A 22175-nucleotide genomic window follows, 5' to 3' on the forward strand; every position below is an offset into this window, starting at 1 on the left:
AGAAATTCTATGTACACGAGTTACTTTGGTTTAGAGGATAAACCATTTTCGATTGCACCAAACCCTGATTATTTATTTATGAGTGATCGGCACCGGGAAGCGCTGAATCATTTAACCTATGGCTTAGGTGATACCGGCGGTTTTGTATTATTAACTGGTGAAGTTGGTACAGGTAAAACGACTATTAGCCGCCGTTTAATGGAAAACTTACCTGAAAATACACAAGCAGCATTTATTCTTAATCCTACTTTATCTAGTCAAGAGCTGTTAGCGACGATTTGTGATGAATTAAAAATTCGTTATCGAAAAACTGGCGCAACTTTAAAAACTTTAACGGATAAAATTCAACAAAAGCTGCTTAAAAATCATAATGATGATATCAACACATTACTTATCATTGATGAAGCACAACATTTACAACCTGAAGTATTAGAGCAATTGCGGTTATTAACTAACCTTGAAACTAATACTAAAAAACTATTACAGGTGATATTAATTGGTCAGCCTGAGTTACAGCAACTTTTGCAACGTCGAGATCTACGTCAATTAGCGCAGAGAATAACGGCAAGATATCATTTGTTGCCATTAAACCGCCAAGAAGTTGAGCAATATCTCAAGCATCGTTTATCGGTTGCTAAGTGCTTTCGTAACATTTTCGATAAAAGTGCGATAAATGCAATTCACAAAACCTGTAAAGGTATTCCTCGTTTAATGAATTTATTAGCAGAACGAGCTTTAATGAATGCCTACAACAGTAATAATGCGGTGGTAAATCGTAAAATAGTATTGCAGGCCGCTCATGATGCTTTAGGCGACGAATTTCAAGTTACCAATTGGTGGCAAACGCCACTATTTAAATATGCAAGTTTTGCTTCACTGTTAACGATATTTTTAGCGGTGGGAATATGGTGGGGCATACAATTTACTCATAGTCAAAATGCTGCTGATACCGTGTTGATGCCCGCTCAACAAACAATAAATGGTGAAAGTAATGGAAGCAGTAAAAAAGAAGAAATTAACTCGGAAAAAGTTGAGCTGGTAAATCATGAAGGGTTAGGTGAAAAGCTCACGGAGCCAAACTTTGTAGCAAGTGAAATTGCCAATACAGATAAAACTTCAGCGCAACTAACTTTCGAGCGTCAGCAAAGTCGAAATGTAATAAGCGACAATAACGCTCAGGCAAGCAATAAATTAAGTAATGAACCTTTAAACATAGCTGACAATAATGCTAGTAACATTCAAAAACAGCAGTCACCTGAACAGCTAGTAGATAATCAAATCCCTCCTCAATCGCCAAGTCCTGTGGTAAATGAAGACTTTGTCGTGGAGGCTACAGATGGTGTTTCGGATGAGTTATTGGCAAGTTTTCAATCGGCAATTGAAGAAACCAAGCAATTCGATGATGCAAGTGAGCAAGAAAGCCAGCAAGCAAATTCTGGCTTAACACCGTTAACTCAAATGCCAGTTTGGGTGCAAGATGGTGTGCCATCAATACAATTTGAAATGCACATTTACGCCAGCGACGGGCAAGGTTGGGTGCGTGTGAATGGTCGAGATCGCTATGAGGGTGATTACATCGGGCGAGAATTATTACTAAACGAAATTCTTCCACAAAAAGTAGTGTTAAGTTTTCGAGGTGAGAAGTTTACCATGGCAGCACTATCGTCATGGAATTAATCACAATAAGCTAAGGTGTGATTTTTTAATCAACAAATGCCATTTTGAAAAAGCCGAGTAAGTTTAAATTAAACTCTTCTGGGCGCACACAGCAATCAATTTGATCTTGATATTTATTATTACTTAAGTCAATTTCTTCAATTGCAATTGCTTGGTTTAATCGGGTGTTATAAAACACTTTTACAAATGGATTTAACGGCTTATTTTTATTAAGTTGGCTGATTAATCCTAGTTTACCACTTGTTAGTTTTACGAGTGTGCCCACTGGATAAATTCCTAGACAAAGGATAAATTGTTCTACCAACTCAGTATCGTACCCTTTGTTGGCTCCTGAACGGAGAATTTTAAAGGCTTTTATTGGTGCCATACCTGGCTTGTATACACGATCAGCGGTCATTGCGTCATAACTATCGGCAATGGCTATCATACGAGCGTAGGTATCTAGCTCATGTTCAGGTACTTTATTTGGGTAGCCATTACCGTCGATACGCTCATGATGATTTTTTACCACATTACGAGAAATATCTGATATTGCTGTTTCTTGGCTAATGATATCGACGCCATATTCAACATGTTTTTTCATTTGTTCGTATTCATCATCACAAAACTTTCCTGGCTTATGAAGAATGTGATCGGGAACTTTTATTTTTCCTATATCGTGCATAAAGGCGCCAAGTGCAAGTTGCTCGATAATAGTTTTTTCGATTTTCATATGCTTGGCAAAAATACTCATTAGAATTGCAACATTTAATGAATGTTCTATTAAATATTCATCTTTGACTCGTAATCGAGATAAACACGATAAGGCATCTTCGTTACGAAATACAGAATCAACGATGGCATTGGTGGTTTTGTTAACACTTTCCATATCAAGTTGCTTGTCTTTAGATATATCATCGAGCAACTTTTTTTGTAAGCATTTAGCGTTGTCGTAGAGTGCTTTTGCTTTTTTCATTTCTGCACTAAAAGCCACTTTTTTATTTGTTTTTTTAGCTGTTTGCTTTTTTGAGGGAGCAGTTGTTTCCGTATTGTTATTTTCTGATGATTTAGTTTTAGATGGGTCAATGGTGATATGTTTAATTCCAGCCTTTTTTAATTTATCAATAGTTTTGTTATGTGAAATATAACCTTCTGACTTAACATTAATATTTTTCTTAGGATTGACAATGCTCACCACATACATACCTAACGCTAGCTCAGATAAAGCTATTTTTGTGAGTTCTTCTGCCATTTATAACCCTTATACGGATGCACTATCATTTTTAGATTATTATAGCGTTAAAACATAGAGTTTGAAGCATTTGCCTACTATTGGTGTGTATTTGTTGGGCATTGTTAAAAGTAATTAATGATTAGCTTGTCATTAAAAGAGGGGAGGGAATCTAAGCCAGCTTAAAATTCTGTGCCTATTAACCATATTATCGATAGTTAATAGGCAAGTTTTATATCTATTGCCAAGCTGGCATTTTGTCTTCGTAGGCTTTAATTTTATCTAGCTTGTTTAATGTCCAGCCAACACTATCAATGCCATTTTCCAAACAGTATTGTTGAAAACTGTCAAGTTTGAAATGATAGTTACCAATATCAGTGGAGATGACATTTTCTGCAAGGTTCACATGAAAATGTTGCGGCTTTTTTTGCGACTGTTGGAATAATGTTTCTATAACTTCTTCAGGTAGTATTATTGGTAAAATACCAATATTGATACAATTTGCATAAAAAATGTCGGCAAAGCTTGAGGCGATAATTACTTTAAAACCATACTCTTGTAGGGCCCAAGGAGCGTGTTCTCTACTTGAACCACAACCAAAATTTTCTCGAGTTAATAAGATACTGGCACCTTGATATTCCGGTTTGTTTAAAATAAATGCTGAATTATTTTTCGTGCCCGCAGCGTCGCTATAGCGCCAGTCGTGAAACAAGTGCTGGCCAAAACCAACGCGTGTCGTTTTTTGTAAAAATTGTTTTGGTATTATCTGGTCGGTATCAACATTGGCAGCATCTAATGGTACAACTAAGCCTTTATATTCTGTGAATTTATCCATGTTATGCTCCATTCTTTTGCTGTGTTTGAGTTAAATCGACAAAGTGTCCTGCAATGGCTGCTGCGGCTGCTAATTCAGGGCTAACTAAATGTGTTCGACTACCACGGCCTTGGCGGCCTTCGAAGTTTCGATTACTGGTTGATGCACAGCGATCTCCTTCGGTTAATACATCATCATTCATGCCTAAGCACATAGAGCAGCCGGGTAGACGCCATTCAAAACCCGCATCGATAAAGGTTTGCGCTAAACCTTCTTTTTCTGCTTGTTCTTTCACACGGTAAGAGCCAGGAACAACAATCGCATCAACAGCAGCGGCAACTTTCTGGCCTTTAGCAATAGCTGCTGCGGCACGCAAATCTTCGATTCTTGAGTTTGTACAAGAACCAATAAATACCTTATTAATAGTGATGTCGGTGATTCTCGTGCCAGCGGTAAGCCCCATGTATTTTAATGCGGCAGCGCACGAGTCTCGCTCTACCGGATCAGAAAAATCTTCTGGGGCAGGGATGGTGCTATCGACCTGCGTAACTTGGCCCGGGGTGGTGCCCCAAGTCACTTGAGTTTTAATATCCTTTGCCTCAAGTGTTAAATAGCTGTCGAATGTTGCATCATCATCAGACTTTAACTGTTGCCAGTCATTGACTGCTTGTTGCCAAATTTCACCTTTGGGAGCATATTCCTTACCTTTTAGATAATCAAAAGTAGTATTGTCAGGTGCAATTAGCCCCGCTTTTGCGCCGAATTCGATACTCATATTACAAATGGTCATGCGCTCTTCCATGGTTAAGCATTCAATAGCTTCGCCACAATATTCAACAACATAGCCAGTAGCGCCAGCACTACCCGTTTTACCTATAATGGCTAAAATGATGTCTTTAGCACTAATGCCTGGTGCAACTTGGCCTCGTACTTCTATTTTCATAGTTTTAGCTTTGGTTTGTCGTAAAGTTTGGGTAGCAAAAACATGCTCTACTTCTGATGTACCTATGCCGAAAGCTAATGCGCCAAACGCACCGTGCGTTGCGGTATGAGAGTCACCGCAAACGATCACTGTACCTGGTAATGTTAGGCCAAGTTCAGGGCCTATTACGTGGACAATACCTTGATTTTTATGACCCATGCCGAATAATTTAACGCCGAATTCTTTACAGTTCTTCTCTAAAGTTCTCAGCTGGTTCGCTGCACCTTCACCAGCGGCGTTGATCTCAATCGAACGCGTTGAAATGTTATGATCCATGGTTGCTATTGTGCGCTCAGGATGGCGCAGCGAGCGGTTATGAAACTTTAAATTAGCGAATGCTTGTGGTGAGGTAACTTCGTGGATCAAATGTCGATCAACAAAAATTAATGGCGTTTCATCGGCTTTTTCTTCAATAATGTGACGTTGCCATAATTTTTCATATAAGGTGGTTGCCATGTTAGTTTGCTCCCTGTGTGCATTTATTATCTCTAATGTATTGGCAGATAATATCGCCCATTTCGCAGGTCGATTTAGCTGTGTGACGTTGTGCTTCGCTTAATAAGTCGCCAGTAAAATAGCCAGCGTTTAAGGTTGCTGCTACCGCACTTTCAATTGCGTTAGCTGCTTTAGTTTGGTTTAGGCTGTGTCGTAACATTAATGCTGCTGATAAAATTTGTGCTATTGGGTTGGCAATGCCTTTACCAGCAATATCTGGCGCAGTTCCGCCTGCTGGCTCGTACATACCAAAACCTGACTCATTTAAGCTTGCTGAAGGCAACAAACCCATTGAGCCAGTTATCATGGCGCAAATATCCGACAAAATGTCACCAAATAGGTTTGAACATAACATGACGTCAAATTGTGCAGGGTTTCGCACTAATTGCATTGCAGCGTTATCAACATACATATGTTCAATTGCAACTTCAGGATACTCTTTAGCTACATCATTGACGACTTCACGCCATAATTGTGAAGACGCTAATACATTGGCTTTATCAATTGAAATGACTTTGCTGCGACGCTTTTGAGCTGCTTGAAAGGCTAGGTGGGTAATGCGTGTAATTTCTTGACGTGAATAAATCATGGTGTCAAAAGCAGCTTCATCTTCTTGGCCCTGGTTTTTTCGGCCTTTAGGCTCGCCAAAATAAATACCTCCGGTCAACTCTCTGATCACTAAGATGTCAAAGCCAGCTTGAGAAATATCAGCGCGTAGTGGTGATAAGTGTGACATTGCACTCTGTAATTGTGCGGGGCGCATATTACAAAATAAACCGAAGTGCCCGCGTAAACCTAGTAGTGAAGCGCGTTCAGGTTGTTCTGTAGGCGCTAAGTTACTCCATTTAGGTCCGCCAACGGAGCCAAATAGTATGGCATCAGCTTGTTCGCACCCCTTTATCGTACTTTCTGGTAACGCTTGACCGTGGTTATCTATTGCGCAACCACCAACGTCATAGTGACTAGTAGAAATTTCAAAATCGAATTTCTCTGCGACTATTGCTAAAACTTTTTCCGCTTGTGCCATAACTTCTGGCCCAATACCGTCACCGGCTAATATTGCTACTTTTGACATTTTCTAATCTACCTATTAATTAAATTTAAATTTTTCTAATAAAATTTGCCGTATATTAAGGTGCGCTACCGGCTTCATTTTTAAGCTCAGTTTTTAGTTCGGCAACTGTAATGGCGCGGTGAATACCATTCAATGCATTTACCAGTGCGTTGCCTGATGCTTTAATGACGTCGGTATCTAAGCCATATCCGTGAAAATTTCTACCTTGCCACGACACAACAATGTCAGCCTTACCTAAACCATCTTCACCTTCGCCTTTATTTGATATTTTGTAATCACTGACGTCGAATTCAATATCGACCGCTTTTTTGATAGCTCGGTAAAGGGCGTCAACAGGGCCATTACCCGTTGCGGAAACAATTTGATAATCAGAGCCCGTTGCTAGCTTAATGCTTGAAGTTGAAAACTCGCTACCGCCACTTTGGACATTCAGTGTTTGTAAACTGAAATGCTCTTGTTGATCTTGCTGCTGAATATTAAATAGCAATGCTTCTAAGTCATCGTCGAATACTTGACCTTTTTTATCAGCTAACGCCAGGAAGTCACTATAAAGCTTTTCAAGCTCATAGTCGGATTCTTGATAGCCTAAACTTTCCATACGATGTTTTATAACGTGACGGCCACTGCGCGAAGTTAAATTCAGCTTGGTTTTACTGATACCGACGCTTTCTGGTGTCATAATTTCGTAGGTATTACTGGCTTTTAACATTCCGTCTTGATGAATACCAGAAGAGTGACTAAAGGCATTTCCACCGACGATAGCCTTATTTAATTGCACTGGCATATTGCACAACTGACTGACAAGCTTAGAGGTGCGAGCTATCTCTTGGTGGTTTATTTGGCTATGTACGCCTAACAATTCTTGGCGAGTTTTCATTATCATCGCCACTTCTTCAAGTGAGCAGTTACCGGCACGCTCACCAATACCATTAATAGTACATTCAATTTGGCGTGCGCCTGCTTGAACTGCCGACATTGAGTTTGCGACGGCTAAGCCTAAATCGTTATGGCAGTGCACTGAGATTACTGCTTGATCAATATTGGGGACGCGGTTAAATAAATTAGTAATAATGCCGCCAAATTCAGTTGGTAAAGTATAACCAACAGTATCTGGAATATTAACAGTAGTGGCGCCCGCTTTTATTGCTTGCTCGACCATGCGGCATAAGTTGTCGATGGGAGTTCGGCCTGCATCTTCACAAGAAAATTCAACATCATCGGTAAATTTTCGAGCATACTTAACCGCGTGAATGGCCATGGCCTCAACATCAGCGAAGTCCTTTTTTAATTTCTGCTGAACATGAACATCTGAGGTGGAAATAAAGGTATGAATGCGAAATTGTTCGGCAGGTGAAAGGGCGTCAGCACATGCTTTTATATCGGCTTCAACTGCTCGGGCTAATGCACAAACACGAGAGTTCTTAACGGTACGTGCAATTTCTTGCACTGATTGAAAATCACCTGGTGATGATACAGGAAAGCCAACCTCCATGATATCAACTCCCAAACGTTCAATAGCTTGGGCGATTTGTAATTTTTCATGAACCGATAAACTGGCATTTAATGCTTGTTCGCCGTCACGCAATGTTGTGTCAAAAATAATTACTTTATTGTTGTTAATGCCCATGTGTTGTCCTAGTTAATAATCGTTCGAACTAAATTACGGGCATAAAAAAACCCGCGGTTATTAGCGCGGGTTTAGTGTTTTATTTTGTTATCTATCTATTTTTCAAGCAATAAAAACCTAGCCGCGCATGGATAATACGAGGAGGAGGTTAATTCGAATAATGCGTGAAAATGTTGTCATTTTTCTTTTACTTAATTGTATGTTTGAAGCGAATAAATAGTTCATGGGGTATTAATAACTTATTTTTTCACTTGTTGTCAATGAAAAGTGTTATTCAATTATTTTTTGTTTTAAGTCAATAGTAATTTCTTAATAGCTTGAGCTACAAGTTAGCTAACGATGCTTATTATTTTTATGTAGTCGAATAAAGATAGTAAATAGTTAATACTCAGAGGAAATATGTACTCTATTTTTAAAGGTTTATGATTTTAAATTAAGTATAAGAATGTTTTAGATAGTTGCTATATATTCATTAAATTGTGTAATATTTAAGGCTTAGTAGTGCTTATTGGAACTTAAAAGTGCCTGAACAAATCAATGAATTAAATGGCAAACGATATTTATTTTATGTAACTTTATCTTATTCTTTTAGTGTACTTAGACCGATAGAAGCCATGATTAAAGCTGCAGGTGATAAGGTTGCTTGGTTTATACCTAATGGCAGTGAGGCGGAAAATTTTCTTCTCGATAATGACGAACAATTAGTTGAAATACAAGATGTAAAACATTTCAATGCACACGCAACGTTAGCGCCCGGAAATTTTATTCCCGACTTCTTCCCTGGTATAAAAGTTCAAGTTTTTCATGGCTTTGATTCAGGAAAAAAGAATAAATTTAATATCCGTGGCTTTTTTGATTTGTATTGTACTCAAGGACCTAATATTACAGAGGCATTTAAGAATATTGCTGATGGTACTTGTGAAGTTATTGAAACAGGATGGTCTAAATTAGATCCTTTATTTATTCCTCATCCAAATGTTGATCAGTTTAAGGCTGAAGCTCCTCTCATTCTATACGCTCCTACTTTCTCCCCCAAGTTAACAAGTACGTATGAATTGTATAGCCAAATAAAAAAAATACTTTCTGAGCAGGATTGGCAATGGATAGTGAAGCTACACCCAAAAGCGACGACTGAAGAAGTCAATATGTATAAAGGACTTGTATGTAGCAAATTACGTTTTATTGAAACCGATGATATTATTCCAATTTTACAAGCTGCGGATGTTTTACTCTCTGATACTTCTTCAATTTTAACTGAGTTTTCATTACAGGGAAAATTGGTAATTGCATATAAGAACCGGAGACCAGAATCATGGATGCTTAATTTTCAGCAAGCTGAATTACTATCAAATTTGATTAGTCAAGCTATGACAAACGATAGTGAGCAACGACGTAAAGTGATTGAGCATGGGCAGGCGATTCACCCCTATAAAGATGGGAAGTCGAGTGAACGAGTACTTCACGCGATCGAGTTACTTATTGAGTCTGGCACAGAGCATTTAAAGAGAAAACCGCTAAATCTATTACGACGATTTAAAATACGCAAGAAATTGAAATATTATCGTTGGAAGTAAATATTTACTATGTCGATGTCTGCGGCACGTACAACGTGCCGCGAATCTAGCAAAATTTAAAGATTATATTCTATATTAAAGTAGCCATTTATAACATTTTTAGTACTTATATCATTGTCAAATTTTGATTGACTGATATCAGCTCCGAAAGTGAAACGCCAGTTACGATAATTGTGTTGAACTTTACTTGATAGCATAAGTACATTTTCGGCGATTTCAGTTACTGTGTTACCAATCATGTCATTGCCCGGCGCACGATCACTATTATCTTTATTAAGTTGCAACCATCTAAACTTAAATTCATAATTTGTTTCGCCACTACCTTGAGAAATCATTCCTAATACTAGCGTACTGGCATCATTCTCATAGCTACTTCCAATACTTCTACCTTTATAACGCATACCTGTTTTGTATATATGGTGTTCGTAATAACAATTACCTATATTGCTTGTTCCATCACCATTTACACCATCACTGCACTTGGCGTATGTGTCAGTGCCTTCAAGGTATACTCGCCAGTGTTGATTAAAAAGGTCAAGTTGAGTGTCAAAACCAATTTGGTACCTTTCTTCACCAAAAATACTAAGGCCACCTTTCCGGTCGCCATCTTCTGCAAACATGGTAAAGTATACTGAAAAAGGTTGATTAAGAATATCTGAAGACCAGCGGATATCATAGCCTGCTAATTGGTTACCTGGCTCTTCTCCCGCTTGACATTCTTCAATCGAAGGCCCTACACCGCCACAGTTATCCTCACCTTTAAATACTCGCCAAAAAGTACCTAGATCGCTTGGTCTGCCATCGCCAGACCATTGTGCTAGCCGAGTTATACCAACCTCCCAGTTATCAGCTGGTTTGAAGTTTAGCCTAACCCCCCAAAGTAAGGCGTCATTGATAACTCGTTCGTCGTCCATTAACCCCATAAAAGAAGTAACAGTCCACGGAATACTGTAGTCAGTAAATGGTAATTCAAAGCCAATAGCAGACTTTCTCGATATTGCCAATGCTGACATAGGTCGAGCATTATTGGACATACTTAAACTTGTATCCCATGCTGGCCCCCACCAACGCTCTTGCTTACCTGCAGAAAAAACCCAATTTCCTAGATAGGCAGCGATATAACTTCCATCTAATCGAACGTTGTCACCATCATTTGGGGAATTGATATAATTAGTCGAAATGTTAACTGCAATTGAGTCAGTCATAAAGTTTGAGTTGAAGGTTATAGAATTACTGTCCCGGAAATTATCTCCAAACCCGGTAAAACGTTTATCGTCGGAAGCAACATTTGTTTTTAATGTTTTTTGATTCTGCTTTGCTAGTCGTAATTGGTGGTTGACATAGCTGTAGGCATTTTTTTGCCTATTAGTTAAGCTAGTTAGCTCAATGGTCTTTAGATCTATTGCTATATCGTGCCACATAAGTGGAAATGTAGTGACCGGTGTTTTAATTAAACCTGTATCTGCAAGCAATTGGATATTTGAGCGAAGAAATATATTTGATGTATCAACCCATGGTTCAGCACTTAAAACTGAAGAAAACACAATTGAAGATATTGCGACAGGTAATTTCATTTTTTTCATATGCAGTGATAAACCTAAATTATTTTTAACTTATTTATATGCTCAGTTATATTTTACTTAAAACATTTCGTAAAATTGTACTCGAAGTGTGTGAGGTATATGGGAAGTAAATTATTTCAACATTAAAGGCTGCAAAGTCTTTTTCAATTTGGTTCCATTTATCGGTTCCTTTCCAATCATCACCAACAAACATCATATCAAATTTCAGGTTATTCCATGCTTCTTCTTTGTCATAGTTTACTTGTGGGACAACTTCGTCGACAAACTTAATTGCTTCAACGATTTCCATGCGCTCTTGAAAAGGAATCACGGGCTTTTTGTTCTTTGCTGACATTGATAATTCATCACTTGTTACGCCAACTATAAGGTAGTCACACTCTAATTTTGCACGCTTAAGCACATTTAAATGACCGATATGGAAAAGGTCAAATACGCCTGTAGTGTAGCCAATTTTTTTCATAATAAATCCAGCAAATAGGTTTTCAAAGAGATAAAATAATTATTAACTAAAAGGTGGTTAGCTTTGTACTTAGAATATATATTAGGTATTTTCGCTAAGATATTGGATAATTCTATAACTTACTTGTCCATCAACTTTTCCACATAATTTTTCTGTCATAGCAAGTCTAACATCTTCTAGTTCATTCGGGTTGTCTAGCTGTTGAGTTACTAATTTTTTAAGTTCTTTAAACGACTTTGCATGTACAGCTATATCAGCATACTCGCCATAATCTTGGTCCATACGTTTTTTAAATCGGTAGGAAAATATGCCTCTGTAACCCCATCTTAGCTTTAAAAAGTCACACCAAATAACAGGCTTATTTAATGCTGAAAATTCAAATAATGCAGAGGATGCATCGCTGATCAGTATATCTGCAACTGCCATAAAAGGTACCAATGAGTAGTCTTCAACATTGGCCAAATAAACGTTGTCAAAATGTTGCCAATGCTCTAATAGCTTTCTTTGCGCTTTATACGTTTCTTTTGATAGAGAAAAGTAGTGTGGCTTAATTATTATATTGAACTGGCTAAAAAGCTCAGGCCAATTTTTTGCAAAGCACTCTATGCTACTCGGATAAAAAGTTGGAGCATATAGTAATGTTTTCTTTGTTGGGTCAAGTTGGTAATCAGCCAAAGTTGCTAGCTTCATATTATTGTTAACTATTGGGTCTAGCTTACAAAAGCCTACATCGACAAAAAGATCATTCGGATACATTTTCTCTAAACGTTTTGTACGATAGTCGCCTTCAACAAACCGTACCGTTGTGGGCGTATCCGATTTATTATAGTAGCTAGCTTTTGGCCCGATGCCATGCCCCAGTTGCACTGATTTACTTACTGTGTGTATTTGGTCTAATTGAGAAAAAGAGTTGGCGAAAAATATCCAATTCGCTTTTTTCTCTAAATATAAATCTGTAGCTTCTAATACATTATTTACCCAAATATGAGGTAATTTTTCATTGAAAATAATTGATTCAACTATTTTATCATGCACTCCATGATAAAAAACAAATATTGCATCACCCTTATTTTCTTTTTTTAGCTGATGGTACACCGGCAAATATTGAGGAAGATAGTATAAATGTAAGACATCAAAGATAATTTTCATATAGTTAAAATATTGACTTAAACAAATTTAAATGTGATTAACTCCAGCTGTCCATGCTGACTTTACGTTTTGCAAATAAGCGTGGTAAAACTAACCCAAGTAATAAACCAACGCCTAAAACAATGGCACCATTAAAGAACCATTGCTTTTTAATGTCAGTATCTTGACTCTTTAATTGTGATTTAGTTCCAGTTAATTCCATATTTAAAGCAGCAATGTTATTTTGTAATTCACTACGTTCGGTTTTTAGTGCTTCTACTTGTCCGCGAGTATTTTCAAGCTGCATTGCTGTTGCATCTGATTGCGCCTGAAAACTAGCTAATTTTTCATTTAAGTCAGCAATGACATAACGCATGCCTGGCTTTGTTGAAACATGCTTACTTTCAATCCAACCAGTTTTATTTTTGTCTGTAATAACTTGGCTGTATTCATTATTCGTTTCGCCAGTTAACTGTACTTTGTCACCTGAGTTAATGGTGCCAAGAATACGATAGTTTTTACCAGCACCTGAATGCATATAGACAAATAAATTTTCAGAAATATAGCCATCAGTGGTGCTACTTTCGGCTGCTTGAGCTAGCGAAATAAAAGACAAAGAGCAAAGTAATAGCAAGAAAGTTTGTTTTATGTTCATCATTAAGTAACCAATAGCGCCAATTAAACAGTGAATGGCAAAGATAGTAGGGCTTTGCCGTAATGATAGCAAGTGATGATTGCTATCATTACGGAGATTTTTGATATTAAATATTTATCCTGTAATATTACCATAAGCATTTTAATTAATTTGCAACAAATTCGAAAGCTAAGTGTCGACAAGCTTGATTTATAAACAGTATTGGAAAAATATGACCACCGAAATAGAACTTAAATATTTAGTGCTACCAGGAATGAGTGCTGAGATAATTAGCCAAATATTTAAGCAAAATAATATTAAATTTAGCTACCAAGAAAAACAACTTGAAAATACCTATTTTGATACCCCTGAGCTTAATTTTCGTCAATACGATATGGGCTTACGCGTTAGATGCAGCAATGGGCACTATGAACAAACTATAAAAACTGCCGGCCAGGTCGTTGGTGGTTTACATAGTAGGCCTGAGTATAACATTGATATTGAAAGCAGTTCGCCAATTTTATCTCTGTTTCCTGATAAAATATGGCACGAAAAGCAACATGTTGCAGATCTACAACATGATTTAATTGCATTATTTACTACAGACTTTAGCCGAAGTATATGGCTGATCACTGATGAGAAAGAAAATAAAATTGAAATTGCATTTGATCAAGGGAGTATTTCAAGTGGCGACAGCCGTGAAGAGATTTGCGAAATAGAACTTGAGTTAGTCAGTGGCAAGCAAGAAGCTCTATTTTGCATTGCTGAACTGTTATTTGAACAGCTTGCGATGCGCCCGGGGATAGAAAGCAAAGCAGCACGCGGCTATGCCTTGTTCCATGGTAAACCTAAAAATATCCAAAATAACACCGTACTTTTTATCTGTGATTCAACAACAAACTCTATTGAGAATGCCTTTAATTTAGGCTTAAACCTAGCGCTAACGGATTTACAGCATAACATAGCTCAGTATCTATCAAGCGAACTTTTAACAGATTTAGCTAATATTAAGGCTAGTTTAGCGGTACTGCGCCATGGTTTTTGGCTATTTGAGTCTTATTTATCGTCAGAAGAGTTACTGGTTCGAAATGAATTAAGCCATTTTGTTCATTTATTATCCTGGGTAGACAACGCAGTAAACCTGCAAGAACTGACAAATAAGACTGGAAATTACCGCAAAAAATTAAATTATAGTGAGCAACTTATTGAGCAACTAAAGATTGCTAAACGTCGTTTTCCAAGTAAAGAGGATATTAGTGAATTCCTTCATTCCAGTCGCTTTAACCAACTACAACTTACTATTTTAAAAATGTATTTAGTGCGCGTAAAAGCGTCAAATGAAGCCGGTATATCGGCACGTAATCAACTAGTTAAGTTTTCTCGTGAGCGTATCGAGTTTAGTTTAGGTGAAGTTAGCCAGGAAATGAAAAGTGCTGTCAGTTTTACTTGTGAACAATATATTGCGCAAAGTAAGCTGTTGTATCGCAGCTTGTTAACAGGAACCTGGTTGTCAGGAATTTTTAATCATGAATTACGTGATAAATTTCGTCGACCATGGTTAGATTTACAGCATGGGATAAGTGAATTGCAGTCACTTTGGATTATTCAACAGCAGTTGGAAAAACTATCAGAGCCACCTCAAAAACTGGTGCAATGGCAGAGTGGCAAAGTCGATGGGCTTTTAACAGCGTTAGATAATACTAAGGCAATGGCAATCGCTATGCCGCCGTATTGGCTTGAACCTGCGTAAGTGAGTAACGCTCAATATACAGCTAAATTCATGCTTCCGAATAGTATGCGTATTGAAATGCTTTTACTTGTAAAATCGGCGTTCTTGGTCAGTTGGTACTTGCTTATAGGGCAGTTGGGTTACACTAAAGAATATAAACTGCCAAATGACAATTCTCGATTGCTTGGCGCGCTTGAATACCATCCCGTTACTAAAGGTGATTATTTCCAAGAGATTGCTGAGAAATATAATGTTGGTTTTCTTGCTTTAATGGCAGCGAACCCTAATATCGATCCTTTCTTACCAGAAATAGGTAAATCATTGGTTATTCCCAATGAAATGTTGCTGCCTTTTGGCAAACGAGAAGGGATAATCATTAACTTACCCGAGTTACGCTTATATTACTTCCCACCTAATGGTAAAAGTGTTCATGTATTTCCTGTTGGTATTGGTCGCCAAGGGCTAGCAACCCCTAATACCGTAAGTTATATCAGTGAAAAAAGAGCAAACCCGGTATGGCGACCAACAAAAGAAATGAAAGCGCGTTACTTAGCGCAACATGGAAGGCAACTTGCTGATGAGGTTCCCGCGGGACCAAATAACCCATTCGGCAAATTTGCTTTGCGCTTAGGTAGCAGTGTTTTTTTATTACATGGCTCTAACCAACGCTTTGGAATTGGTATGCGTGCAAGCTCTGGTTGTATTCGCTTATATGATGAAGATATTAAATGGCTTTTTGAACACGTAGAAGTTGGCACGCCAGTGCGTATCGTCGAGCAAAACATAAAGTTATCATATGAGTTCAATAAAAAGTTAATTGAAGTTCATAGCCCATTAACCACGGATAGTGGAGGCTCTAAACTTGTAATTTCAGACTCTGTGCGGCGCTTTGTTGGTGATAAAACTGAAAATCTACAGTTATTTGCTGAACAAGTTGCGACTCCGAAAGGACTTGTAACTGAGTTAGTCAGGTAATATGCACACCATAAACGTAAGATAATTACGCTAATGGTGTGTATCTTACGGTGTTTACATGACTTGAATTAAATTATTTTTTATAACTAGCCACTATGTTGTCAATGCGCTCATTGGCTTTGTCTACAGCCATTTTAGTTTCAGATACCGTATCATTGGTCATTTCTTGCACCGCACCAAGCTCAGTTACTTCTGATGACATCGCCTGTGTTTGCGATGATAAGCTATTTACTTGCTCAGTAAGGTTATCTACTTTTTGATTTAAGCGGGCAATGTTTTCTTCTAAAGCTGAATTATTGGCACAACCAGAAATAGATATAATTATTGCTGTTAATGTGATGGTTTTTAATCGCATAGTGCTTTCCCTGTTTAAGTCATTGTTATTCCAATGTCAGTATGACACATAAATAGCTGACTGCTAGCCGTTATTTTTGTGAAAATATGATGGGAGTGTAAAACTACATTGAAACTTGTGTACAAAAACTCACATTAATATATGTAAGAGGTTTGGGGGAGTTCGACTCTGATTTTATTGTTATTTACAGGCACTAGCAGCTGTAAATGAATTGGTTAAGTGCTTGAGTTGTTGTTCTGTGCTTTAGCTAAGCGTTCAATTTGCTGCTCAAGTTTTGACAGCTTCTTTGATATTTCTCCATTTTGTTCAATAATTTGTGCATTTTGTTTTCTCAATTCACGGTTTTTTATATTGGTATCAGCAAAACCAAATACTTTATTGACAAACACTGCACCCATACCACCTAAAATACCAACACCAAGAATAAACATAATAAAAACTGATATTCTGCCGATTAAGGTGATTGGATATACATCACCAAAACCAATTGTTGTTGATGACATTACCATTAACCAAATAGCGTCGCTGTAACTTTGAACAGGCGAAAACTCAAGTCCAACCTCCGCTTGGTAGGTGATATAACCTAGAGTAAGGTTTAAGAATAGAAACAAAGTAAAAGAAACAATACCGATAAAGCCATAGTTGTAATTTTTTACCCCGAATTCATCAATACGGTATAAATTACTTTTTTCCATGGCTTTTTGTACGACGATCATTGTTTATCTCTTAATGTTAAAATAGCTAAATTATGTTCAGTTGAAGGTTAATTTAATGACTCTTCAACATAATGAATTAAATCATCCATTAACTTCTTCTTAATTTCAAGCTGTTGATCAGCAGTTAAGTTATATTTCTCAGCTAACAAGTCATAATCACTTGGTGACAAACTTACCGTTAATCTCGGGCGTTTTGGACGCTTATTGGTTGGTAAGCCTAAAATATCTCTAATTTGTTCAGAAGGGCTAATTCCGGCTTCTAACGCTTGCTTTCTTATGGACAACTGAATTTTTTCATCCATATCAAAGGCAACTTGTACAGCTTTTACTGCTTTTACGGATGACTGCCACTTTTCGGGTAATTTTCTAGACACAGTTAGCTTCCTGGGTACATATCAACAATATCGGTAGTAGCTTTAAATAATGTTAAAAACACTTCGGTATCACCATCTTGCCATACTTCAATGTCGATGCCTTTATCTTGATCTTCATTGTATAAGCTATAAAGTTCAAATTGTTCACCACTGTCTTTGCCTTCATAAGGTGATAAAGTATTTTTTCGATGATCTTTACGATGGAAAAAACCAACTTTAGCAAAAACACTTTGACGATATATTTCGTCACTCCAACCTGAGGTAGTACCGGTGTCATTTTGTCGCTCAATTTGAGCGTTGCCTGGTTCATCAAAAATCGCTGAGAACTGTTCAAGGTCAAATAGACTTTCTACGTCTTGGTGTAATATTTTTAATGAAAATTTTAAGTAAGTTTTATCATCTTCATCTAAGGTTAAATATAGTTCTAGGTCATTATTACCGGTTAAAACCCACTCGGTTTGGGTGTTATGCTCAAATTCATAGCTGTTAACCGCACTTACTTGAAATTCTTTTGTTCTAAGGTTTTCAGGAAGTCCAAAACTATCAGACATAACTAAAATATCACCTTGAGTCAGGTCTTTAACATTAGTTAGCTTGCGCTCTTCAACTGGCTTGTTAAACATTCGTTTAAAAAAACTCAAGGGTCTCTCCTAAAAATTATCTATTTATCGTTGTTGTTCAATTTATGTGATCTATAACGAAAAAACCGCTTAACATCTATGATGAAAAGCGGTGTAAAAGGTTGGTAAATTATTTCTGTTTAGCTTTTAAACGCTCTAAAACAGAGTTCGCGTTGTTATCGTTAGCACCAATGCCCGCTTCTTTCAATTTTGCTTCCAATGAGCTATCTGAATTTTCTGATTCTAAAACTTCAGCAGCTTTCATTTGGTCATCAAATTTTTGTTGCTTAGCTTTAATGCGCTCTAATGAGTCTTTCGCATTAAGTAGTTTAGAGTTACTTGATGAAAAATTATCTGTGATAGCGGAAGTTGCTTTTTGTACGCTTTCAGTGGTTTTCACCATAGACAATTGACGTTTGTATTCAGCAACTTGGCGTTCACTCTTTTTCACTAACTCTTTTAAACGCTCAGCATTACCTTGAAAACTGTCTAGTGCTTGCTGTTGTGTTGTTAGTTCACTTTCTAAAGCTGAAATTTTCTCAGCCACAGCAAGAGCAAGTGTTTCATCACCTTTTTCTAAAGCTTGTACTGCATAGCCTTCATGCTCAGTAACTTCACGCTTGATACGGTCAACTTCACGGCTTGAAGACATTTGTTGAGCCATAACGCCGGTTAGGTCGCGTTTTGCTTTAGTTAAGTGGTTTTCAGCATCACGAATTTCTTGTTCGAATATACGTGTTGCATTTGAATCAACAATGGCTTCACCAACTTCTGTTGCGCCACCACGGATTGCGGTCATAATTTTTTTAAAAATACTCATATTAATACTCCTACAGTGGCTGCTTAAATTAAGTAATCACTCATATCGTCAATAATCTCTAGCGCATTGTTACTTAATACTGCTAGTTCATGTTCTATATCATCAAATGTCGAGCTAATGGCCAGTGCGCCAAAAATGACATACTTATCACCAATTTTAGAAAATGACGACAGTGGCATTGGAATATTCATTTCCAGCATACTGACATGCATTTCATTGATTTTATCTGACTTAACTTCATCCTGACCCCAAAGGTAAGTAATACATAAAATTTGGTCGTCAGTAACCGAAACAAAAATTGGTAGTTCTTCACGGCCAAGTACCGTAATTTGTAACACATCAACTTCACCTGTTATTGGCTGGCAATCAAAAACCATCCCGGTATGTGATTCGTCTGCCAATGTATTTAGGTAATCAGCTATCTTATGAATATTCATGTTTTTCCTCATGTTTAAATAAGTAGCGTAAAAAACACTTTGTGATGTTTTTTACTTGACGACATAATATGTCGTGTAGGGTTAATTTAGCATCAAGACATAATATGTCAAGCGCTTATTTTCATTTTTATCATCATAACTCACTTTATTTTATTGTAAATGAGCATTATTTAAGCCTTGTTGGTCTTGCCATGCTTGTTGATGCAGCTGATAAATAGCATGACTGCCTAAGTAGTTAATAGGGATACTTGCTTGGTTTTGATAAAAGTCGCGTGAAAAATCAAAGGCATTAATTACCATAGGCAGTGTTAACCAATGGTGTTGAACGGGTAATTTCGACAACTTTGTTAAACGAGTCAATGGCGCTGCACCTATTTTACTAGCAATGGTCCAACCCCACTCGCCAAAACTAGGTACATTGTCGTGATATTGTTGAACAGATGAAAAGCCTGCCGCATCGACGGTTTTCCCTATTGCAATAAAGGCATCTTTTGCGTGATAAGGGCTTGCCGACTGAATTCCAATTAAGCCGTCTCCTGCGAGCAATTGCTTTAAACGAGCATAAAAGTTAACGGAATAAAGTTTGTTTAGATCTGGATGGCTTGGATCAGGTAAATCAACAATAATAGCGTCAAAACTCTCGTTGTTTTGCAAAAGTTTATCGATAGCAATAAAGGCATCGGCGGAAATTATTTCAACACGCTTGTCTTGCAAGCTCGCCTTATTCAACGACGTAATGCTATTTGCTAATTGCTTAGGCAGTTTTTCATTAGGTGATTTAAATAAGTTAATTAATTCTGTGTCTAAATCAACTAAGGTAACTCTCTTCGGTTGCCATTGCAGTACATCACGAAGCGCTAGTCCATCACCGCCACCAACAATTAAAATATTTTCTTGTCTTGCTGAACCCGCTAATACAGGGCTAACGAGGTAGCTGTGGTAGATAAATTCGTCAGATGATGAGAATTGTAAGCGACCATTTAAGTAAAAATTAATCACTTTATCTTGCATTGCACCTATATTTCGCTCGGTGAATGTTAGCTGTTGATAACGTGTTTTATCGCTATAAACAACTTTATCTAAGTACAATAAGTTACTCATTTGGCTTAACCAAGAATTACCAAATTGATAAATAGCGATGATGGCGACAAAGAGAACAATATGAGCAGAGATTAGCGTTTTACGCCAGTTTAATTTTTGCCAGTAATAAATTACAAAAACACTACCGGCAAGTAGGTTTAATGCAGCGGTTAATGCACTGGCCTTACTGATGTCGATAGTCAGTAAAAACACTACCCAAATTGCTGCACCTATACCGGCACCAACATAGTCAGCACCATAAATAGTACCTAAATTATGTTTCAAGTGTTTTTGATGTATTTCTTCACGTATTCTGGCGATCAATGGTATTTCCATACCAATAAAAAAGCCCAAAATAAGGCCGAAGAAATAAGGACTGTTAAAGGCAATAAAGCTCAATTGCTTAAATAAGCCACCGCGAGGGTAGGCGTCAGGTGGTAAGTTAAACATTTGTCCTAATATTTCAGGGAATGTTTGCGTAAGGGCGATTAGGCCGCCAATAATTAGTATTGATCCGCTACCTAAAAAAGCGATAGCGAGCTCTAACCAAACAAAACCGTTAAACGCACATTGAATTTTTCTAGCAGCAAAAGCTCCTAAACCCATAGCAACAATCATTAAGCCTATCATTGCATAAATAGTGCTTTCCATTATGCCAAGTACACGACCAGCATAATGTGATAATAAGTATTCGTAAATAAGCCCGCAGCCTGCTAATACGGCCATTGTTAGAATAAGAAGAACATCATCCCAGAGGCGATTTCTAGTGCTCATTGTGGTAATTCCTGGCTTTTAACATGTAGGGAAGATGAGTCTATTATTTGAGTATTTTGGTAAAGACTATTTAAGCCCGAGCTTAGGGCTTAAACAGTTCATTGACTAAGGCTTTAAATCACTGACCAATTATGACATTAGTGCCGTTAAAATTAACGCAATTGAAATACTAATGGCCATTTCTACACAGGCAACACCAATATTATGTTGTTGATCAACTTCCTCCACTAGGTTAATACCCATTAATACTAAGCGTTTGGCGATAGATGTTAGTAATGCGACAAGAATTGTCATGATAATACCGAAAACTAGCCAGCCAACCAGATTTATCATTAAGGTTTCAGGGCTGTAAGTTAGAAAATGGCTTGCTGCAGTTACGGCAAGAGCAGTACTAATAACTTGTCCAGCATAACGAATAGCTAAAGCTATTTGTCCTTCGGCAAAAGCGCTTTGCATACTGGCATTCTGGTTATTGGCAGCATATTGGCGTTCTTTAATACGAGTGACTAACACCAACATTGCTTGAGAAACAATAAAACCGGCGGCAATAGCAGTAAAAGTATTAATATCTAATCCATACACCCATAACAGTACTGCACGAATAATAATCGCAGTTGCGATAGCACCAGATGCATCAACTATTCCCACTGTAATGTTTTGAGCTTTAATCTGAGCATTTTTATCAATTTTGTTTAATGCGAAGCGGTCGTGAAATACGCGGCCAACTTTAATTAGAATTAAACCAAAAATACCGTAACTAGCCATACCTACGGCTTCCATTAAGTAACTATCAGCATTTTCGCCGGTAATCGCGCCTGTTAGCACAATACCTAACGCGGCAACACTCCCCGCTACACTAATGCCAAAGGCAAAATTATCTTCTTTTGCTAGTTCGTCGGTAGAGTTAACTTGTGCCGATAAACCACTAATAAAACGCATAGCACCGAGTAGTACAATTGCGATGGCAATATCGATTGCTAAGAAAATTAATAATTCTTGGGTTAAGCCAGTTATTTCAATAAATGTATTCATATTA

The 22175-nt window shown here is 37.5% G+C and carries 21 protein-coding genes; 4 read left to right on the top strand and 17 right to left on the bottom strand.

What is annotated here, in order from left to right; all coding sequences use genetic code 11:
• The first annotated feature begins 9 nt into the window (after positions 1–9).
• The gene (locus AC27E9_RS05025) at positions 10–1677 is read left to right on the top strand and encodes an AAA family ATPase (RefSeq protein WP_487127844.1); all 1668 of its coding nucleotides are present in this window, start codon (positions 10–12) and stop codon (positions 1675–1677) included.
• 25 nt (positions 1678–1702) lie between these two features.
• Here the strand turns inward: AC27E9_RS05025 and AC27E9_RS05030 are convergent, their stop codons facing one another.
• From AC27E9_RS05030 to leuA, 5 genes are all read right to left on the bottom strand, one after another.
• Positions 1703–2908: a cyclic di-GMP phosphodiesterase gene (locus tag AC27E9_RS05030; RefSeq protein WP_487127846.1), complete on the bottom strand. Its 1206-nt coding sequence runs from the start codon at positions 2906–2908 to the stop codon at positions 1703–1705.
• A 217-nt stretch (positions 2909–3125) separates the two neighbouring features.
• Entirely contained in the window at positions 3126–3722 is a 597-nt protein-coding gene (gene leuD / locus AC27E9_RS05035; protein WP_487127848.1) for a 3-isopropylmalate dehydratase small subunit, read from the bottom strand.
• 1 nt (position 3723) lies between these two features.
• Positions 3724–5139, bottom strand: coding sequence for a 3-isopropylmalate dehydratase large subunit (leuC, locus tag AC27E9_RS05040; RefSeq protein ID WP_487127849.1), 1416 nt, complete (start codon positions 5137–5139; stop codon positions 3724–3726).
• A 1-nt stretch (position 5140) separates the two neighbouring features.
• Complete coding sequence (gene leuB, locus AC27E9_RS05045; RefSeq protein ID WP_487127851.1) at positions 5141–6253, bottom strand: 3-isopropylmalate dehydrogenase; 1113 nt, start codon at positions 6251–6253, stop codon at positions 5141–5143.
• 55 nt (positions 6254–6308) lie between these two features.
• The gene (gene leuA, locus AC27E9_RS05050) at positions 6309–7880 is read right to left on the bottom strand and encodes a 2-isopropylmalate synthase (RefSeq protein ID WP_487127853.1); all 1572 of its coding nucleotides are present in this window, start codon (positions 7878–7880) and stop codon (positions 6309–6311) included.
• A gap of 521 nt (positions 7881–8401) precedes the next feature.
• Between leuA and AC27E9_RS05055 the strand changes: the two genes are divergently transcribed.
• Positions 8402–9454: a CDP-glycerol glycerophosphotransferase family protein gene (locus tag AC27E9_RS05055; RefSeq protein ID WP_487127855.1), complete on the top strand. Its 1053-nt coding sequence runs from the start codon at positions 8402–8404 to the stop codon at positions 9452–9454.
• Between the two features lie 56 nt (positions 9455–9510).
• On the opposite strand, the gene AC27E9_RS05060 is transcribed toward AC27E9_RS05055, so the two are convergent.
• The 4 genes from AC27E9_RS05060 to AC27E9_RS05075 all read right to left on the bottom strand — a co-directional run bounded on the left by AC27E9_RS05060 (position 9511) and on the right by AC27E9_RS05075 (position 13283).
• On the bottom strand, positions 9511–11037 hold the full coding sequence (locus tag AC27E9_RS05060) for a capsule assembly Wzi family protein (protein ID WP_487127857.1): 1527 nt from the start codon (positions 11035–11037) through the stop codon (positions 9511–9513).
• A gap of 46 nt (positions 11038–11083) precedes the next feature.
• Entirely contained in the window at positions 11084–11497 is a 414-nt protein-coding gene (locus AC27E9_RS05065; RefSeq protein WP_487127859.1) for an FAD synthase family protein, read from the bottom strand.
• 81 nt (positions 11498–11578) lie between these two features.
• Positions 11579–12646 (bottom strand): CDP-glycerol glycerophosphotransferase family protein, encoded by a 1068-nt coding sequence (locus AC27E9_RS05070; protein WP_487127861.1) that lies wholly within the window; start codon positions 12644–12646, stop codon positions 11579–11581.
• A 37-nt stretch (positions 12647–12683) separates the two neighbouring features.
• The gene (locus AC27E9_RS05075; protein ID WP_487127863.1) at positions 12684–13283 is read right to left on the bottom strand and encodes a TIGR04211 family SH3 domain-containing protein; all 600 of its coding nucleotides are present in this window, start codon (positions 13281–13283) and stop codon (positions 12684–12686) included.
• A 208-nt stretch (positions 13284–13491) separates the two neighbouring features.
• Here AC27E9_RS05075 and AC27E9_RS05080 point away from each other — a divergent pair, with 208 nt between their 5' ends.
• Both AC27E9_RS05080 and AC27E9_RS05085 read left to right on the top strand, forming a co-directional pair.
• Entirely contained in the window at positions 13492–15009 is a 1518-nt protein-coding gene (locus AC27E9_RS05080; RefSeq protein WP_487127865.1) for a CYTH and CHAD domain-containing protein, read from the top strand.
• Positions 15010–15039: 30 nt separating this feature from the next.
• Entirely contained in the window at positions 15040–15963 is a 924-nt protein-coding gene (locus AC27E9_RS05085; protein WP_487127867.1) for a L,D-transpeptidase family protein, read from the top strand.
• 73 nt (positions 15964–16036) lie between these two features.
• On the opposite strand, the gene AC27E9_RS05090 is transcribed toward AC27E9_RS05085, so the two are convergent.
• The 8 genes from AC27E9_RS05090 to AC27E9_RS05125 all read right to left on the bottom strand — a co-directional run bounded on the left by AC27E9_RS05090 (position 16037) and on the right by AC27E9_RS05125 (position 22171).
• The gene (locus AC27E9_RS05090; RefSeq protein ID WP_487127869.1) at positions 16037–16318 is read right to left on the bottom strand and encodes an LPP leucine zipper domain-containing protein; all 282 of its coding nucleotides are present in this window, start codon (positions 16316–16318) and stop codon (positions 16037–16039) included.
• A 215-nt stretch (positions 16319–16533) separates the two neighbouring features.
• The gene (locus AC27E9_RS05095) at positions 16534–17034 is read right to left on the bottom strand and encodes a potassium channel family protein (protein ID WP_487127871.1); all 501 of its coding nucleotides are present in this window, start codon (positions 17032–17034) and stop codon (positions 16534–16536) included.
• 47 nt (positions 17035–17081) lie between these two features.
• Positions 17082–17408: a hypothetical protein gene (locus AC27E9_RS05100; protein WP_487127873.1), complete on the bottom strand. Its 327-nt coding sequence runs from the start codon at positions 17406–17408 to the stop codon at positions 17082–17084.
• Between the two features lie 2 nt (positions 17409–17410).
• Positions 17411–18049, bottom strand: coding sequence for a hypothetical protein (locus AC27E9_RS05105; RefSeq protein WP_487127875.1), 639 nt, complete (start codon positions 18047–18049; stop codon positions 17411–17413).
• Positions 18050–18158: 109 nt separating this feature from the next.
• Positions 18159–18848, bottom strand: a complete 690-nt coding sequence (locus AC27E9_RS05110; RefSeq protein ID WP_487127877.1) for a PspA/IM30 family protein — start codon at positions 18846–18848, stop codon at positions 18159–18161.
• 23 nt (positions 18849–18871) lie between these two features.
• Complete coding sequence (locus tag AC27E9_RS05115; RefSeq protein ID WP_487127879.1) at positions 18872–19285, bottom strand: YjfI family protein; 414 nt, start codon at positions 19283–19285, stop codon at positions 18872–18874.
• Positions 19286–19435: 150 nt separating this feature from the next.
• Entirely contained in the window at positions 19436–21139 is a 1704-nt protein-coding gene (locus AC27E9_RS05120; protein WP_487127881.1) for a polyamine aminopropyltransferase, read from the bottom strand.
• A gap of 129 nt (positions 21140–21268) precedes the next feature.
• Positions 21269–22171 carry a DUF350 domain-containing protein gene (locus AC27E9_RS05125; protein WP_487127883.1) on the bottom strand — a complete coding sequence of 301 codons (903 nt, stop codon included), beginning with the start codon at positions 22169–22171 and terminating at the stop codon, positions 21269–21271.
• Between the last annotated feature and the right edge of the window lie 4 nt (positions 22172–22175).

Source organism: Colwellia meonggei (assembly GCF_057537295.1).

Bases quoted from the DNA above. Each gene is read 5' to 3' on its own strand.
- AC27E9_RS05075 (WP_487127863.1), bottom strand. From the start codon at position 13,283: ATGATGAACATAAAACAAACTTTCTTGCTATTACTTTGCTCTTTGTCT.
- AC27E9_RS05095 (WP_487127871.1), bottom strand. From the start codon at position 17,034: ATGATCGTCGTACAAAAAGCCATGGAAAAAAGTAATTTATACCGTATT.
- AC27E9_RS05115 (WP_487127879.1), bottom strand. From the start codon at position 19,285: ATGAATATTCATAAGATAGCTGATTACCTAAATACATTGGCAGACGAA.
- AC27E9_RS05090 (WP_487127869.1), bottom strand. From the start codon at position 16,318: ATGCGATTAAAAACCATCACATTAACAGCAATAATTATATCTATTTCT.
- AC27E9_RS05125 (WP_487127883.1), bottom strand. From the start codon at position 22,171: ATGAATACATTTATTGAAATAACTGGCTTAACCCAAGAATTATTAATT.
- AC27E9_RS05025 (WP_487127844.1), top strand. From the start codon at position 10: ATGTACACGAGTTACTTTGGTTTAGAGGATAAACCATTTTCGATTGCA.
- leuB (WP_487127851.1), bottom strand. From the start codon at position 6,253: ATGTCAAAAGTAGCAATATTAGCCGGTGACGGTATTGGGCCAGAAGTT.
- leuA (WP_487127853.1), bottom strand. From the start codon at position 7,880: ATGGGCATTAACAACAATAAAGTAATTATTTTTGACACAACATTGCGT.
- AC27E9_RS05030 (WP_487127846.1), bottom strand. From the start codon at position 2,908: ATGGCAGAAGAACTCACAAAAATAGCTTTATCTGAGCTAGCGTTAGGT.
- AC27E9_RS05120 (WP_487127881.1), bottom strand. From the start codon at position 21,139: ATGAGCACTAGAAATCGCCTCTGGGATGATGTTCTTCTTATTCTAACA.
- AC27E9_RS05080 (WP_487127865.1), top strand. From the start codon at position 13,492: ATGACCACCGAAATAGAACTTAAATATTTAGTGCTACCAGGAATGAGT.
- leuC (WP_487127849.1), bottom strand. From the start codon at position 5,139: ATGGCAACCACCTTATATGAAAAATTATGGCAACGTCACATTATTGAA.
- AC27E9_RS05065 (WP_487127859.1), bottom strand. From the start codon at position 11,497: ATGAAAAAAATTGGCTACACTACAGGCGTATTTGACCTTTTCCATATC.
- AC27E9_RS05070 (WP_487127861.1), bottom strand. From the start codon at position 12,646: ATGAAAATTATCTTTGATGTCTTACATTTATACTATCTTCCTCAATAT.
- leuD (WP_487127848.1), bottom strand. From the start codon at position 3,722: ATGGATAAATTCACAGAATATAAAGGCTTAGTTGTACCATTAGATGCT.
- AC27E9_RS05110 (WP_487127877.1), bottom strand. From the start codon at position 18,848: ATGAGTATTTTTAAAAAAATTATGACCGCAATCCGTGGTGGCGCAACA.
- AC27E9_RS05060 (WP_487127857.1), bottom strand. From the start codon at position 11,037: ATGAAAAAAATGAAATTACCTGTCGCAATATCTTCAATTGTGTTTTCT.
- AC27E9_RS05085 (WP_487127867.1), top strand. From the start codon at position 15,040: ATGCTTCCGAATAGTATGCGTATTGAAATGCTTTTACTTGTAAAATCG.